The organism is Streptomyces sp. NPDC002793, from assembly GCF_040295485.1.
GTDB lineage: Bacteria > Actinomycetota > Actinomycetes > Streptomycetales > Streptomycetaceae > Streptomyces.
This window is the reverse complement of sequence record NZ_JBEOVL010000008.1, coordinates 209412-224510: the sequence shown is the minus strand read 5'-3', so window position 1 is coordinate 224510 and position 15099 is coordinate 209412. Positions and strand designations below refer to the sequence as shown.

Here is a 15099-nt window from a genome sequence, read left to right as displayed (position 1 = left end):
TCGGCCGTACAAGCAAGCCGCAGCGCGAAAGGACTTTGACCAGCAATGGCCGACGAGAACACCCCTGTGATGCCCGACGAGGAGCCCATCGTCCCGGGCGTCGGCATGCGTGTCGAGCCCGTGGGGCTCGAGACGGAGATGCAGCGCTCCTATCTCGACTACGCGATGTCCGTCATCGTGTCGCGTGCGCTGCCCGACGTGAGGGACGGTCTGAAGCCCGTCCACCGCCGGGTGCTGTACGCGATGTACGACGGTGGCTACCGGCCCGAGAAGGGCTTCTACAAGTGCGCCCGCGTCGTCGGTGACGTCATGGGTACGTACCACCCGCACGGCGACTCCTCGATCTACGACGCGCTCGTGCGACTGGCACAGCACTGGTCGATGCGCATGCCGCTGGTGGACTCCAACGGCAACTTCGGTTCCCCGGGCAACGACCCGGCCGCGGCCATGCGGTACACCGAGTGCAAGATGATGCCGCTGTCCATGGAGATGGTCCGGGACATCGACGAGGAGACCGTCGACTTCCAGGACAACTACGACGGCCGCAACCAGGAGCCGACGGTCCTGCCGGCGCGTTTCCCGAACCTCCTGGTGAACGGCTCCGCGGGCATCGCGGTCGGCATGGCGACCAACATCCCGCCGCACAACCTGCGCGAGGTCGCCGCCGGCGCGCAGTGGTACCTGGAGCACCCCGAGGCCTCGCAGGAGGAGCTCCTGGACGCTCTCATCGAGCGGATCAAGGGCCCGGACTTCCCGACCGGTGCGCTGGTCGTGGGCCGCAAGGGCATCGAGGAGGCGTACCGCACAGGCCGTGGCTCGATCACGATGCGCGCGGTCGTCGCGGTCGAGGAGATCCAGGGCCGCCAGTGCCTGGTCGTCACGGAGCTTCCGTACCAGACCAACCCCGACAACCTCGCGCAGAAGATCGCCGACCTGGTGAAGGACGGCAAGGTCGGCGGCATCGCGGACGTCCGTGACGAGACGTCCTCGCGCACCGGCCAGCGACTGGTCGTTGTGCTGAAGCGTGACGCGGTCGCCAAGGTCGTGCTGAACAACCTCTACAAGCACACCGATCTGCAGTCGAACTTCGGCGCGAACATGCTGGCGCTCGTCGACGGGGTGCCGCGCACGCTGTCGATCGACGCGTTCATCCGGCACTGGGTGGCGCACCAGATCGAGGTCATCGTCCGGCGTACGAAGTTCCGGCTGCGCAAGGCCGAGGAGCGGGCGCACATCCTGCGCGGCCTGCTCAAGGCCCTGGACGCGATCGACGAGGTCATCGCGCTCATCCGGCGCAGCAACACCGTGGAGATCGCGCGCGAGGGCCTGATGGGCCTGCTGGAGATCGACGAGCTCCAGGCGAACGCGATCCTGGAGATGCAGCTGCGTCGCCTGGCCGCGCTGGAGCACCAGAAGATCACCGCTGAGCACGACGAGCTCCAGGCGAAGATCAACGAGTACAACGAGATCCTGGCCTCGCCGTCGCGGCAGCGGCAGATCGTCAGCGAGGAACTGGCGGCGATCGTCGACAAGTTCGGCGACGACCGGCGCTCCAAGCTCGTGCCCTTCGACGGCGACATGTCGATCGAGGACCTCATCGCCGAGGAAGACATCGTCGTCACCATCTCGCGCGGCGGCTACGTCAAGCGCACCAAGACGGACGACTACCGCTCGCAGAAGCGCGGCGGCAAGGGCGTGCGGGGCACGAAGCTCAGGGAAGACGACATCGTCGACCACTTCTTCGTGTCGACGACCCATCACTGGCTGCTGTTCTTCACCAACAAGGGCCGGGTCTACCGGGCCAAGGCGTACGAACTGCCGGACGCCGGCCGCGACGCGCGCGGTCAGCACGTCGCCAACCTGCTGGCGTTCCAGCCGGACGAGCAGATCGCACAGATCCTGGCGATCCGTGACTACGAGGCCGCGCCGTATCTGATCCTGGCCACGAAGGGCGGTCTGGTGAAGAAGACCGCGCTGAAGGACTACGACTCCCCGCGGTCGGGCGGTGTCATCGCGATCAACCTGAGGGAGACCCAGGACGGCAGCGACGACGAGCTGATCGGCGCCGAGTTGGTGTCGGCCGAGGACGATCTGCTGCTCATCAGCAGGAAGGCGCAGTCGATCAGGTTCACCGCGACGGACGACGCGCTGCGCCCGATGGGGCGTGCCACTTCGGGCGTGAAGGGCATGAGTTTCCGCGAGGGCGACGAACTCCTGTCGATGAATGTTGTCCGGCCCGGTACGTTCGTGTTCACTGCCACCGACGGCGGGTACGCGAAGCGCACCGCTGTCGACGAGTACCGAGTCCAGGGTCGTGGCGGTCTGGGCATCAAGGCTGCCAAGATCGTCGAGGACCGCGGGTCGCTCGTCGGCGCGCTGGTGGTGGAGGAAGCGGACGAGATCCTCGCCATCACGCTCGGCGGTGGCGTGATTCGTACGCGAGTCAATGAAGTCAGGGAGACGGGCCGTGACACCATGGGCGTCCAACTGATCAATCTGGGCAAGCGCGATGCCGTCGTCGGTATCGCGCGCAACGCCGAGGCCGGTCGTGAGGCCGAAGAGGTCGACGGGACCGATGAGGCCGAAGGCGCCACGGTCGAGGCCCATGCCGAGAACGTGGTCGAGGGCACAGTCGAGGGCACGGAGCCTTCGGCCGGGGAGCACGAGGAGTAGAGCGTGAGTGGAGCCACGGGCGCCGGTTCGGCCGCTTCCGGATCTGGAGCGAACGGTGCCCGTGGCTCTGCCACGGACTCCCAAGGGGGCACTGTGACGGACACTCGGGGACCTCAGCCGCAGTACGAGGGGTACGCGACCGGGCCGTTGCCCGGCGAGCGTGAGCCCGCGGCGGCTCAGACGGGGCCCTACCACCCGCCCCAGGCGTACCAGTCGCCTGCGGGCGGTACGCAGGGCGGAGGCACGAAGGGCGGTGCGGAGGGCGTCGGCGGCACGCAGGCGACCCGGCTGCCCCGGACAGGTGCGCGGACCACTCCGCGTACGCGTAAGGCGCGTCTGCGGGTGGCCAAGGCCGATCCGTGGTCGGTGATGAAGGTCAGTTTCCTGCTCTCCATCGCGCTCGGGATCTGCACGGTGGTCGCGGCCGCCGTCCTGTGGATGGTGATGGACGCGATGGGCGTCTTCTCCACCGTGGGGGGCACGATCAGCGAGGCCACCGGTTCGAACGAGAGCAACGGTTTCGATCTGCAGTCGTTCCTGTCGCTGCCGCGCGTCCTCATCTTCACGTCGGTCATCGCGGTGATCGACGTGGTGCTGGCGACCGCACTGGCGACGCTGGGCGCGTTCATCTACAACCTCTCGGCGGGCTTCGTGGGCGGCGTGGAGCTCACTCTCGCCGAGGACGAGTAGGGCGCCGGGTATCGATTTTGGGACTGGCCCCGACGTGCGCTAATCTTCAGAAGTCAGCGCAACAGCGCGGCGGGGCTATAGCTCAGTTGGTTAGAGCGCATCCCTGATAAGGATGAGGCCACAGGTTCAAATCCTGTTAGCCCCACCAGCGAGAAGGCCCCTCACCGGTAACGGTGGGGGGCCTTTCGCATGTGGTGATCGATCTGGACACGCCCGGCTCGCCGGTTCGGGCCCCGCCCGACGAGGGGCGGGCCCGGGACGTCAGGAATCCGGGTTGTCGCGAGTGCGCCGGCTTCCTGGGGGGTGCCTTGCCGGGGCACGGAAAAGGCCCCCGCCGGTGGTGAACCGGACCAGGGGCCTGGATGGCGTGCGCGGCGCCTCAGGGTGGCAGCGGGACCGAGTCCCCGGCAGGTGAGTCTCCGTGGCCGGGCCGGCTGCCGCTCGTCGTCCGGGTGGCGTCCGTGGGGTCGGCGGACAGCTGGCGGGTGGCCGGTGAGGAGCCGTGGGCCTCGGCGCGGATGCGCTGCTTCATCGTGGGTGGCAGCGCCCTGTCACGCGGAAGGGTCCATCGCACCGACGGGGTGGTCACGGTTGCCGGGGCGGCACCCGTGTGCTTCTGGTTCGTGGCCGCCGGCTCCGCGGCCGTGGCCTGGGCGGTCGCGAGGCCCAGCGACGCGAGAAGTGCGAAGAAGGCGGTGACGAAGGCGGTCCAGATGCTCTTGACCCTCAAGGTGCTCATGGCCCCTCGCTTTCAGGTGGTCCGGTTTGCTTACCTTTCCGATGATGTGGATCCGGCGCCCGGAAACCGGGACCGACGCCCCCGGTGCGCCGATCTTCCGATGAACACCACTCTTATGGTTCAACCGGCTCGGAAAAGCCGTTCCAAGGGTCTCTGGAGGACCCGAGAGGAGCCCTGGAGGGGCGCTGAGCGGGTTGCGGGGAGGTCACCGATCGGTATCGGCCGGTGTGTATAGTCGGGCGGCAGAAGTCCCTTACGTCAAGGAAAGACGAGGTCGCGCGGTGAAGAAGCTTCTCCTGGTCGCACTGGCTGCCATCGGCGGGCTCCTCGTGTACCGCCAGATCCAGGCGGATCGCGCCGAGCAGGATCTGTGGACGGAGGCGACCGACTCCGTGCCCGCAGGTTCAGGTGTGTGAGACGGAACAGTCTGTTAGAAGCCCCGGCCGCTCGGCGGCCGGGGCTTTCTGCTGTCCGGTGCCTGGTGGCGGGCCGTGACGGAGGTCGTGCTCGTGAGTTCACCTGAGCAAATCATTGCATTGCATGAGCAAGGTGACGGTGGTTGACGGGCGGCGGCATCCCGGAGGGCGCCGCCCGCTGACCTCGGCGGTGCTCCGGATCCCGTCGTACGCCGGGACGCGTCCCTGCACTCCGGCCGGGCGATGACGGCCGTACAGCGGGGGCCGCAGACAGCGGCGGTACCGGCGGGGGAGGATGGACCGGCATCGCGACGGCTGCCGGAGCGGGTACCGCGGTCGCACTGCCGACCGGGCACCCGTTCGTACGCGGCCTGGCGCAGGGCAGGCACGCAGACGACGAGGGGAAACGCGTGAACAGGCAGCGCAACAAGGGCCGGGTGACGCTCGCGACGTTCGCGGCGGTGTGCGCGGTGGCGGCGCTGCCGGGGCAGGCGCACGCGGCCGACGGCCCTGCGGCGTACACCTTCGATCCCGCGGCGGAAGCGGTCCGGGGGACCGAGACGAACGCCGACGCGGCGGAGCTGAAACCCGGAGCGGTCTACAGGAGCTCCATCGAGCAGGGCCAGAAGCTGTACTACCGGCTGGAGCTCGACGACACGACCGATGTGTACGTCTCCGCGGTGGTGGTGCCGAAGGCAGGCGGAAAGGTCGCCTACGGGGACGGCATCACGATCAGCATCCGGGACCTGGACGACAACCGGTGCAGCTCCGAGGACGCGGCCTTCGAGTCGGCCGAATTCCCGCGCCCCATCACCGCGTACGCCCACCGGACCGTGGAGAAGGACAGCGGCATCTGTGCGGCGGGGGGCACGTACAACGTCCTGATCGAGCGCGAGAGCAAGGCGACTTCGTCGCCCGGCGCCTGGGAGCTGGAGCTGCGCTCGGAGTCCGAGCCGGCGCTCGATGCGGGTGAGTCACTGCCGACCGAGGCGCCGGAGAACTGGCCCTCAGCCTCCCCCGTGCCGCCGTCCGGCAGGCAGGAGCGGGCCGGGGGAAGCAGCTTCTACGACGCCACCGGACTGGAGTCCGGCGAATGGGGCGACTCCATCGTGCCCGGACAGACCCGCTTCTACCGGGTGCCGGTGGACTGGGGTCAGCAGATCTTCGCCACCGCCGTGCTGAGCAACAGCAACAAGTCCACGGAGTACCTCGGCAACGCCCTCGTGATGGCGCTGGACAACCCCGCACGCGGCCATGTGGACAACGCGACGCTGTCGTACTCCGGGGCGTCCAGCTCAGTGGCTCTGGACCCGCTGCCCCCGGTGGCGTACGAGAACCGTCACGCGGCGGCAACGGACGTCAGCGCCATGCGCTTCGCCGGCTGGTACTACCTGTCGGTGACGCTCTCGCCCGATGTCGCGGAGCACTACGGCAACGATCCCCTCGGGCTCACGCTGAAGGTGAAGGTCGTCAACGAGAGCCAGGAGTCGCCCTACCGGGGTGACGCAGGGGTCTTCGGGGTCACGGACGACGACAGGGACATGGCCAGGAGCGGCGAGAGCGCGCCCGAGGCCGTCGAGAGCGCCACGATGACGGTGGTTGCCGCGGCCGGTATCGGCGTGGGCTCGGTGCTGGTGCTGGGGCTCGGAGTCTGGACCCTGCTGGCCAGGCGCCGGGCCGCTCCCGGCGCTGTACCGCCGGGAGCGGGCGGGTCGCCGTACGGCGGCCCGCCGCAGGCCTGGTAGGACCGCTCAGGCCTGGGTGAGAGCCCAGATCCCCACCGCGAAGCAGATCAGCGCCACCACCAGGACCGGGACCGCCACCTTCGTGGGTGGTCCCGGTCGCTTCGTGGGTGCCTGATGCTGCGCGACGCCCGAAGGGCCCTGCGGGTTCTGGGCCGTGTAGGCCCGGGTGGACGCGGCCCCGTACGACACGGGAGCCGTGGCCGCCTGGGAGAGGCCCGGCCCCGCGGCGGCGGCATAGGGGGACGGAGGCTGGGGCGCGGCGTGCTGCGGGGGCGGCGCGAGATGGAAGCTGCCCGTCTGCGACATCGCCGAGGGCGGTGTGTACGGCTGGGTTCCCGGGGTGCCCTGCGGCTGTGCGGCGTACGGCTGTTGTCCGGGGCCCTGAGGCGCGTACGGCGCCTGGAGCGGCTGTGGCCCCTGGGGCGGCTGTGCGGTGGGCACGGTGCCGCCGACGGCCTGAGCGGGCGTCTGAGGGCCGTTGTCGGCCGTTCCAGGGGTGCTGGGGGTGACGGGGGCATCGGGGGTGACCGGGCCGTCGGGACCGTATCCCGCGGGCAGCGGGCCGATCTGGTCGAACACCTCCACCGGTTCGTCGCCGGGACCGGTTTCCGGCAGCATCTCGACCGCTGCCGTCAGCGCCTTGCGCGCCCCCGTGGCCGTACGGAAACGGGCGTGCGGATCCGGCTGCAGAAGGCCGGCCAGGACCTGCCACAAGGGCTCCGGCACTCCCTGGGGGGCGCTCGGGGTGCCGTGGGTGGCGAAGTACTCGATCAGTGCTTTGGAGTCAGGCTTCTGCCCCTGGAGCAGATAGAGCGCGACGAGTCCGACCGCGAACAGATCCGCGGGGAAGTCGGGCTCCGCGCCCATCATCTGCTCGGGTGCGAAGTAACCGGGCGTGCCCACCACGTAGTTGGTCTCGGTCAGTCGCGGCTCGCCCTTGCGCATCGAGATGCCGAAGTCGGAGAGCCGCAGGTGCGGTCTGCCCCTCCCGGTCGCTTCCATGAGGATGTTGGCCGGTTTGATGTCGCGGTGCACGACCCCCTCGGCGTGCACCGTGGACAGCCCGGACAGCAGCTGATCGAGCAGGAGACAGACGAACCGAGGGGGCAACGGCCCGTAGTCGCCGATCACATGGGCGAGCGAACCGCCGCTGACCACGTCCATGGTGAAGAGGACCTTGTCGTCGTCGGCGGCCCAGCTGGCCGGTGCGAGGACATGCGGATGCTCGATCCGCAGCGCCTGCTCACGGACGAAGCGCAGCAGTGTGTGCGCGTCGCTCTGCTGCAGGACCTTGGCCGCCACGTAGCGGCGGCGCCGGTGGTCCCACGCACGCCATACGGCGCCGACTCCACCACGTCCGATCGGGTCGACCAGCTCGTACCGACCGGCGAAGACCTCACCCATTGCGCTGCGTCCGCTCCCGTTCCCGTTTCGGTTCGTGCCCCGGCCACCGGGACACTGCCACGGCTCCACCGCCCCGGGGTAGCCCCGGGGCCTGGGGCCCGGGGCCGCTCTAGCTCTGGTGGCCTTCGTAGTGCGCGACCGCGTCAGCGGTGCGTCCCGCTCCGTACACCCGGAGGAACTCTGCCAGTTCGGGGTGGGCCGGGGCGAGGGAGTCCGCAGCATCGATGATGTCGCCGGCCGCCGAGACCGACCGCAGCAGCGACTGGATCTCGCGGACCACGCGTCGCACGGTGGGCGCTCCACCGGTGGCGGAGGTCTGTCCGGTGTTGGTCAGTACCGAACCGCCCTGCGACTTCTTGATCTCTTCCATCCGGTCGGTGGCCTCTCCCGCGCTGACGCTGCCGTCCGCGACCTGGCTGGCGAGCTCCTGGAGTGCCTGGACCCGCTGGACGACCGCGGGATTGCCGATCTTGGCCCGCTGCCCGCTCATCAGCTGGGAGAGCATGGGCGCGGACAGCCCGAGCACCGCCGCGAGGCGCGCCTGGTTGAGGCCGAGGTCATCTATCAGCCTGCGGAAGAGCGCCCCCAGCGGCTCCCCGTACCAGCTGCGCTGGAGCTCCCTGGCTCTAGCCGTCGCCTCTTGCTGTGCTGCGTCCATTGCGTCTCCCCTTCGCTGCGGCTTCGCTGCTGCGAACCTCGTCGTGCATCTTACGGAGAGTGGTTGCGGGCCGGGAGTCCCAATCCTTTTGCAGGATTCGGGGGGTCACCCGGTACTCTGTTCTGCGTCGGACGTCGCGGCACGTATGTGTCCTGTGCTGTCCGCTTTCCGGGGCCTTAGCTCAGTTGGTAGAGCGCTGCCTTTGCAAGGCAGATGTCAGGAGTTCGAATCTCCTAGGCTCCACTTGCCCCACTTTCGGTGCCCTCCGACCTGCGGAACGCGGATCGGAGGGCACTTTTGGTGTCCCTGCGCGACATTCGCGCGCTTACTCGCGGACCGCCGGGGGTCAGGTGCCCTGGCGTCCCCGCAGTTCCTCCACGGCGGTCCGGGCCGCGGCACCGATCACCGCGTCGGCGCGCGGCAGCTTGGCGTCGGACCGGGCGGCCTGGGTGAAGACCACGGCGGTGTAGGTGCTGCCGTCCGCGAGTTCCACGACGCCCGCTTCGTGGCGCATGGCTCCGAAGCTGCCGGTCTTCCCGTAGACGGTGACGTCGTCGTAGGGGAATCCTGAGGCGAGACGGTGCGTCCACGGTTGCCTGCGCATCACGTCGCGCATGAAGGCGCAGCGGTCGGCGGACGCGGCCCGGCCGGTCCAGATCGCGCGCAGGATCCGTGCCATGTCCGACGGTGTGGTGGAGGCCTTGAACGCCGGGTCGTAGACGCCCGGGGGCACGACGGTGTCGTTGTCCGCCACGTGGGCGAGGGCCGCGTCGAGGGAGGGGGCGCCCGTGTCGGCGACCAGTCGGCTGAAGGTGGAGACGACTCCCCCGTGGATATGGGTGTCGGGCATGCCCAGGTCTCGGCACATGGCGTCGACCACGTCCGGACCGACCGCCCGGAGAACGGCGTCGGCCGACGTGTTGTCGGAGATGGTCATCATCAGCACCACCATGTCGCGCAGCGACAGGGTGACGGGGTCGTGCAGGATCGAGACGCCCGTCGGGCCGGGTACGCGTGCGTCGGGTTCGAGCGTCAGTCTGCGGCTCGGGTCGATCAGCCCCGCGTCCGCGAGACGGCAGAAGGCGACCATCAGCGGCACCTTGTAGACCGACCCCATGGGAAGACGCTCGCCGGGATCGATGGTCACCTGGGCCGACGGGCGGTGCAGTTCCGCCACGTGCAGCCAGCCCCGGACACCCGCGTCGTCGAACAGGCCGCGGATGGTCCGCTCCGCGCTGCCGCTCCTCTCCCCGCTCACCTCGTCACCTTCCCGGTCAGGGCGTCCTCGATCAGCCGGGCCGTTCCCGCGGTCTCCTTCGAACCCGGACGCCGTGGGTCCCAGGCCACCCGTAGGCGCAGGGGGAGCGGTGGGTCCGTCGTCGCTCGTCGCTCGACCTCGGTCGCCGTCAACGTGGCGTCCGCCGTGACCAGCACGGCTTGACCTGCCGCCACCAGGGCGAGGCCGGCGCGTTCGTCGGAGACCACCACGGTCTCCACCCGGCGGCCCCGGCTGGCCAGGGTGTCGACGAAGAGGTCGTGGGCCGCGGGCGCCTCGTCGCGCGGCCGTACCGCGACGGGCAGACGTGATGCAAGTGCGTCACCGGAGCCGCTGTGTCCGGTCGGGGCGAGGATCCAGGTGGGCAGCAGGATCACCCGGCCTGCGGCGAGGCCGTGCAGCACGGAGGGATGCCGGATCACGGCGATGTCGAGCCGGCCGGCCGCCACGTCGTCGAGGAGTGCGGAGGTCGACGCCGTCACCATGCCGATCCGGGTGCGTTCGCCGGCCCGGACCGGCGAGGCCGCCACATCGGCGGCGAGGGGCGTGGGGACCTCGGGAGTCAGCCCCAGCCGCAGGCGCCTGCCGTCGGCCTGCTCTCGGGCGCCGGTCTCGTGAAGGTCGGCGAGTGCGGCCAGCGCTCTCCGCGCGTGCGGAAGGAGCAGGGCTCCCTCCTCGGTGAGGGACACCCCTCTCTCACGGTCGAACAGGCGGACCCCGAGCAGGGCTTCCAGTCGGCGCAGGCCCTGCGACAGGGGCGGCTGGGTGATACCCACCCGGTGAGCGGCGGCCCCGAAGTGCTCTTCCTCCGCCAGCGCGACGAAGATTTCCAGATGCCGTTCCGTCAGCACTCTGCCTCCTGAAGTGCGGCGATACAGCCTGCGAATCAGCGTGATGTCGAGAGCGTATTCGACACGTGTGAGAGGGCGGGCTTGACTCCGGAAGCGAGGTGATCAGACCCGATCCGGAACGGAGAACACTGTGATGCGTCACCACAGCAGGAACAGTTCCACCGCGCCACAGGGCCGGTTACGGCGCATGGGGCGACCGCTCGGCGTCGCGGCGGCCCTCCTTCTGCTGGCGGGAGGGGGATACGTCGCCTACGGCATCGTGGGCGACGACGCTCATGAAGAGGACGCTCAGGTGGCGTCCGCCCGAGAGCCCTTGACGGCCTTCCTCACCGCGTGGGCCGGGCACGACGCCCGGAAGGCGGCGGGCTACACCGACACGCCTGACGGGGCGGCATCGCTTCTCACATCCGTGCTGACCAACCTCAAGCCCTCCAGGACCACCACTGACGACGGCGTGGGCCGGAGCGAGGGGCCGGGGAAAGTGCGGTTCCCCTTCACCGTGACCATGGCGGTACCCGGCGCGGGTGACGTCACCTGGAGCTCCCACGCGCGGGTGAGCGAGACGTCGGGGACATGGAAGGTCGAGTTCACTTCACCGATGATCCATCCGCAGCTGAAACCTGGGCAGACGCTTGCGCTCAAGAGCATCGGCAGCAGGGCGCAGGTCCTCGACGCCGAGGGCGACCCGCTCCGTGCGGAAAGTCTCGTCGGAACCGTCGACCCGGTCAGCGGCAAGGGCGCATCAGGCCTGGAGGCCCGCTACGACGACGTGCTGTCCGGGGGCGGGAAGGCGGGTAAATCCCTGGTGGTCGCGGACCGGCAGAGCGGTCGCGCGGTCAGGGAGCTCACCGAGACCGCCCCGGCCGAAGGCCGCCCCGTGCACACCACGATCGACCCCCGTGTCCAGGAGGCGGCAGCCGATGCTCTCTCCGGGGCCGAGGTCAACGCGGCGATCGTTGCCGTAGACCCGCGCAACGGTCACATTCTCGCGGCGGCCAACCGGCCCGGCGGATTCAATCGAGCCCTCGAAGGGCGCTATCCGCCCGGCTCCGTCTTCAAGGTCGTCACCGCAGCGGCGCTCCTGAAAGGTGGTCTGAAGGCGGAAAGTCCTGCACCCTGCCCGAAGTTCGCGCGGGTCGACGGCCAGCGCTTCGAGAACCAGAAGCAGTTCGAGCTGCCCTCCGGCTCGACCTTCGCCGACGCCTTCACACAGTCCTGCAACACCTACTTCGTCGACGCACGCGACAGGCTCTCCGACACCGAACTGCGCGACACGGCGCGGGCCTTCGGGATCGGAGGCGGCTGGGACGTGGGCACGACCACGTATGACGGCAGCGTTCCCGTCGCCACGAGCGACAACGACAAGGCCGCCGCCACGATCGGTCAGGCGCGCATCCAGGCGTCCCCGCTGGTGATGGCGTCCGTCGCCGCCACCGTCAAGGCGGGGACGTTCAACCAGCCCGTGCTGGTGCCGGACGCGGTGCAGGAGAAGCACCGGGCTCCGGAAGAGCTGGACGGCGCAGTCGTCGGCGAGCTCCGTGAACTGATGCGAGCGACCGTGACCTCCGGTTCCGCTCACGCGCTCAAGGACCTGGCCGGGCAACCGCACGCGAAGACCGGTACGGCCGAGTTCGGCAGCGGCACACCGCCTCGTACCCATGCCTGGATGATCGGGTACCAGGGTGACTCCGACCTCGCCTGGGCGGTTCTCCTCGAGGACGGAGGTTCCGGCGGCGCCGACGCCGGACCGGTCGCCGAGCGGTTTCTTCGCAACCTCGTCCGCTGAGCAGAGACCCGCAGGGCCCGAACGAAGACCTCCGAAAGAAAGCGCGCACCCATGAGCACCCGAACCCCTGTCTCCCGCCGCGCCGCGTTCGTCACGCTGGCGGGGATCGCGACCCTGCCGCTCCCCGGGTGTTCCGCCTCCCCGGCGCCATCCGACCCCTCACCCTCCGAACCCACCTCTTCGCCCTCCACTCCCAGGCCCTCCTCCGCATCCGCCGAGCGCCGTACCGAGCGTGCGTTCGCCGAGTTGGAGCGGAAGTACGACGCGAGGCTGGGTGTCTACGCGCTGGACACCGGAAATGGCCGGACCATCACCCACCGGCCCGATGAACGCTTCGCCTACGCCTCCACCTGCAAGGCGCTGCTCGCCGGCGCTGTACTGGACAAGAATCCTCTCCGTCGGCTCGACCGTCTCGTGCAGTACGGCCAGGAGGACCTCATCAGCAACTCGCCGATCACCGAGCGGCACGTGGCCACCGGAATGACCGTGCGCGAGCTGTGTGATGCCGCCGTCCGCTACAGCGACAACGCAGCGGCCAACCTCCTGTTCAGCGAACTCGGAGGCCCTCAAGGGCTGCAGGACGCCCTGCGTGGGCTCGGCGACGACGTCACCCGGTGCGACCGCTATGAGGTGGCACTCAGCGATGCGGTGCCCGGTGACCTCCGGGACACCAGCACGCCCCGAGCCCTCGCCGAGGATCTGCGCGCATACGTCCTCGGAACCACGCTCCCCTCGGACAAGCGAGCTGTGCTGACCGACTGGCTCACACGCAACACCACCGGTGACCACACCATCCGTGCCGGCACCCCCGCGGGCTGGCGAGTCGGGGACAAGACGGGCACGGGGGGCTACGGCACCCGCAACGACATCGCCGTCGTCTGGCCCCCCGGCGCCGCTCCCATCGTGCTCGCCGTCCTTTCCCGCCGCGACGTCAAGGACGCCGAACGAGACGATGCGCTCCTCGCCCGTGCGGCCGAAGCCACCTTCGACGGTTTCACGTGAAACAGGGAGCGTTCCGCTCTCGTTTCACGTGAAACGAGAGCGGAACAGAGGAAGGGGCGCCGGAGACCGTGAGGTCTCCGGCGCCCCTTCCGAACGTCCGTCCCCGGCAGGCCGGGGGAAGGCGGTCGACTCCTCAGGGGCGGCTGTCGTTGCCGCCCTCCGTCTGGTCCGCTTCATCTTCGTCTTCGTCCTGCTTGGCCCGGACCTCCGGGTCGAGCACGGTCCGGCCACTGCCGTCGACCGACGTCAACGGTGCGCGATCGTCCCCCACCTCGGTGGGGGCGGGTGGCTCGACCAGCCAGTCAGGGTTGGCCTGCTTGTCCCACCACTTCCAGGCGGCGAATGCTCCGCCGGCCAGGATGCCCAGTACGAGGAACCCCTTGGTCGCGCGTCCTGCCTTGGCTCGCCGTTCGTGCTTCCTGGCGAGCTTCTGGATCTCCTTGGCGGTCACCTGGCCACGGAGCGCAGCCAGTGCGGCCGTGCTGCGGGCGGTGGCCTCCTCTGCCACGGGCCGGCTCGCCGCCACCGCGTACTCGACACGCGGCACGGTGTAGTCCGCGGCGGTGCGGGCGGCGCTGCGCGTGCGGACGGCAGCCTTGTGCGCGGCCTCGTCAACCTTGGGAGGCACATGGGTCCATGCCTGTTCGATACGTGGTGCGAGATGCGCGCCGTACTGGACGCGGGCCTGCGCGGCTGCCTTCGACACCTTGGGTGCGAGCCGTGCACGAGCCTCCTGTGCGTAGTGCGCGGCCTGTTCCTTGGCCGTGTCGGCGTAAGGCGCCACCACTTCCGCGGCGTGCTGCGCGCTGCCCTTCGCCGAGTAGGTTGCGGCGCGCACGCTGTCGATGCGGGTCACGGGATCCTCCTCCTTGGTGGCGGGTAGGTACTCCGCCTATCCACCCAATTCGAAATCATGCCCGCTGAGGCCTTGAGCGCCATGCGGGACGGGCATCCGGGTCATGAACGTCATTCTCGGGCAATGCGGCACAAGGGGAGCGTGCAGCCGACGATGTCATGGTTCGTGTCGGAGCGCTTCGTGTCGTCGTGCACGTGGCTGTGTCGATCCTGCCGGAAGTGTGGGAAAGGTGCAGGAAAGCGGGCAACACGGTGAGCGCCGCAGGCCTCCGGGCGAGGGTGGGCCGGGTGCGGAACGCTCCGTGCGAGGATCGGTGGTCATCAGCGGAGACTTACGGAAGGCAGACCGTGGCCGAGCAGCTTTACGCCACTTTGAAGACCAGCCAGGGCGACATCGAGATCCGGCTTCTGCCGAACCACGCTCCCAAGACGGTCAAGAACTTCGTCGAGCTCGCCCAGGGCGAGCGGGAGTGGACCAATCCCGAGACCGGCGGGAAGTCCACCGACAAGCTGTACGACGGCACTGTCTTCCACCGAGTCATCAGCGGTTTCATGATCCAGGGCGGTGACCCCCTGGGTAACGGAACGGGCGGCCCCGGATACGAGTTCGGCGACGAGTTCCACCCCGACCTCGCGTTCGACAAGCCGTATCTGCTGGCCATGGCCAACGCCGGCCCGGGCACCAACGGCTCACAGTTCTTCGTGACCGTGTCCCCCACCGCCTGGCTGACCGGCAAGCACACGATCTTCGGCGAGGTCGCCGACGAGGCGGGCAAGAAGGTCGTGGACGCCATCGCGGCGGTTCCGACCAACCCGCGCACCGACCGTCCGCTCAAGGACGTGGTGATCGAGTCGATCGTCTTCGAGACCCGCTGACAAAGGCCAGGGCCCCGTGCCCGGTCTGCGGGCCGCTGACCCGACAAGCCGCGTGCTCGGTACGGGGAACCAACCGCCCTGCTCGTCCGTACTGTTACATAACGGGCGAGCGGGGCGGCCCCATGTGT

Annotated in this window: 13 protein-coding genes and 2 tRNA genes; 9 read left to right on the top strand and 6 right to left on the bottom strand. The window is 69.3% G+C overall.

Annotated elements, in window-relative coordinates:
- Window positions 1-45 precede the first annotated feature (45 nt).
- From gyrA to ABT001_RS10730, 3 genes are all read left to right on the top strand, one after another.
- Window positions 46-2673 carry a DNA gyrase subunit A gene (gyrA, locus tag ABT001_RS10740; RefSeq protein ID WP_351275200.1) on the top strand — a complete coding sequence of 876 codons (2628 nt, stop codon included), beginning with the start codon at window positions 46-48 and terminating at the stop codon, window positions 2671-2673.
- Window positions 2674-2766: 93 nt separating this feature from the next.
- Entirely contained in the window at window positions 2767-3363 is a 597-nt protein-coding gene (locus tag ABT001_RS10735) for a DUF3566 domain-containing protein (protein ID WP_351275198.1), read from the top strand.
- Between the two features lie 71 nt (window positions 3364-3434).
- Window positions 3435-3511: transfer RNA gene (locus ABT001_RS10730), tRNA-Ile, on the top strand.
- 231 nt (window positions 3512-3742) lie between these two features.
- Here ABT001_RS10730 and ABT001_RS10725 read toward each other — a convergent pair.
- On the bottom strand, window positions 3743-4102 hold the full coding sequence (locus ABT001_RS10725) for a DUF6344 domain-containing protein (protein ID WP_351275196.1): 360 nt from the start codon (window positions 4100-4102) through the stop codon (window positions 3743-3745).
- Between the two features lie 281 nt (window positions 4103-4383).
- Between ABT001_RS10725 and ABT001_RS10720 the strand changes: the two genes are divergently transcribed.
- Together ABT001_RS10720 and ABT001_RS10715 are read left to right on the top strand one after the other, a co-directional pair.
- Window positions 4384-4518: a DLW-39 family protein gene (locus tag ABT001_RS10720; RefSeq protein WP_003958712.1), complete on the top strand. Its 135-nt coding sequence runs from the start codon at window positions 4384-4386 to the stop codon at window positions 4516-4518.
- 410 nt (window positions 4519-4928) lie between these two features.
- Window positions 4929-6263: a hypothetical protein gene (locus tag ABT001_RS10715; protein WP_351275194.1), complete on the top strand. Its 1335-nt coding sequence runs from the start codon at window positions 4929-4931 to the stop codon at window positions 6261-6263.
- A 6-nt stretch (window positions 6264-6269) separates the two neighbouring features.
- Here ABT001_RS10715 and ABT001_RS10710 read toward each other — a convergent pair whose 3' ends face one another.
- Both ABT001_RS10710 and ABT001_RS10705 read right to left on the bottom strand, forming a co-directional pair.
- Window positions 6270-7667: a serine/threonine protein kinase gene (locus ABT001_RS10710; protein ID WP_351275192.1), complete on the bottom strand. Its 1398-nt coding sequence runs from the start codon at window positions 7665-7667 to the stop codon at window positions 6270-6272.
- Between the two features lie 109 nt (window positions 7668-7776).
- Window positions 7777-8325, bottom strand: a complete 549-nt coding sequence (locus ABT001_RS10705; RefSeq protein ID WP_351275190.1) for a helix-turn-helix domain-containing protein — start codon at window positions 8323-8325, stop codon at window positions 7777-7779.
- A gap of 170 nt (window positions 8326-8495) precedes the next feature.
- Here ABT001_RS10705 and ABT001_RS10700 point away from each other — a divergent pair.
- Window positions 8496-8568 (top strand) — tRNA-Ala (locus tag ABT001_RS10700).
- A 103-nt stretch (window positions 8569-8671) separates the two neighbouring features.
- Here the strand turns inward: ABT001_RS10700 and ABT001_RS10695 are convergent.
- Both ABT001_RS10695 and ABT001_RS10690 read right to left on the bottom strand, forming a co-directional pair.
- The gene (locus ABT001_RS10695) at window positions 8672-9583 is read right to left on the bottom strand and encodes a serine hydrolase (protein ID WP_351275188.1); all 912 of its coding nucleotides are present in this window, start codon (window positions 9581-9583) and stop codon (window positions 8672-8674) included.
- Window positions 9580-10452, bottom strand: coding sequence for a LysR family transcriptional regulator (locus tag ABT001_RS10690; protein WP_351275186.1), 873 nt, complete (start codon window positions 10450-10452; stop codon window positions 9580-9582). Before ABT001_RS10690 ends, ABT001_RS10695 begins: the two co-directional genes overlap by 4 nt.
- A gap of 187 nt (window positions 10453-10639) precedes the next feature.
- Between ABT001_RS10690 and ABT001_RS10685 the strand changes: the two genes are divergently transcribed.
- Both ABT001_RS10685 and bla read left to right on the top strand, forming a co-directional pair.
- A complete protein-coding gene (locus tag ABT001_RS10685; RefSeq protein ID WP_351275184.1) occupies window positions 10640-12238 on the top strand; it encodes a penicillin-binding transpeptidase domain-containing protein in 1599 nt (532 codons plus the stop codon).
- A 51-nt stretch (window positions 12239-12289) separates the two neighbouring features.
- Window positions 12290-13240 (top strand): class A beta-lactamase, encoded by a 951-nt coding sequence (bla, locus tag ABT001_RS10680; RefSeq protein ID WP_351275182.1) that lies wholly within the window; start codon window positions 12290-12292, stop codon window positions 13238-13240.
- A 133-nt stretch (window positions 13241-13373) separates the two neighbouring features.
- Here the strand turns inward: bla and ABT001_RS10675 are convergent, their stop codons facing one another.
- Window positions 13374-14096 (bottom strand): DUF5324 family protein, encoded by a 723-nt coding sequence (locus ABT001_RS10675; protein ID WP_351275181.1) that lies wholly within the window; start codon window positions 14094-14096, stop codon window positions 13374-13376.
- 347 nt (window positions 14097-14443) lie between these two features.
- On the opposite strand from ABT001_RS10675, the gene ABT001_RS10670 reads away from it, so the two are divergent.
- Complete coding sequence (locus ABT001_RS10670; RefSeq protein ID WP_351275179.1) at window positions 14444-14971, top strand: peptidylprolyl isomerase; 528 nt, start codon at window positions 14444-14446, stop codon at window positions 14969-14971.
- The last annotated feature ends 128 nt before the right edge of the window (window positions 14972-15099 follow it).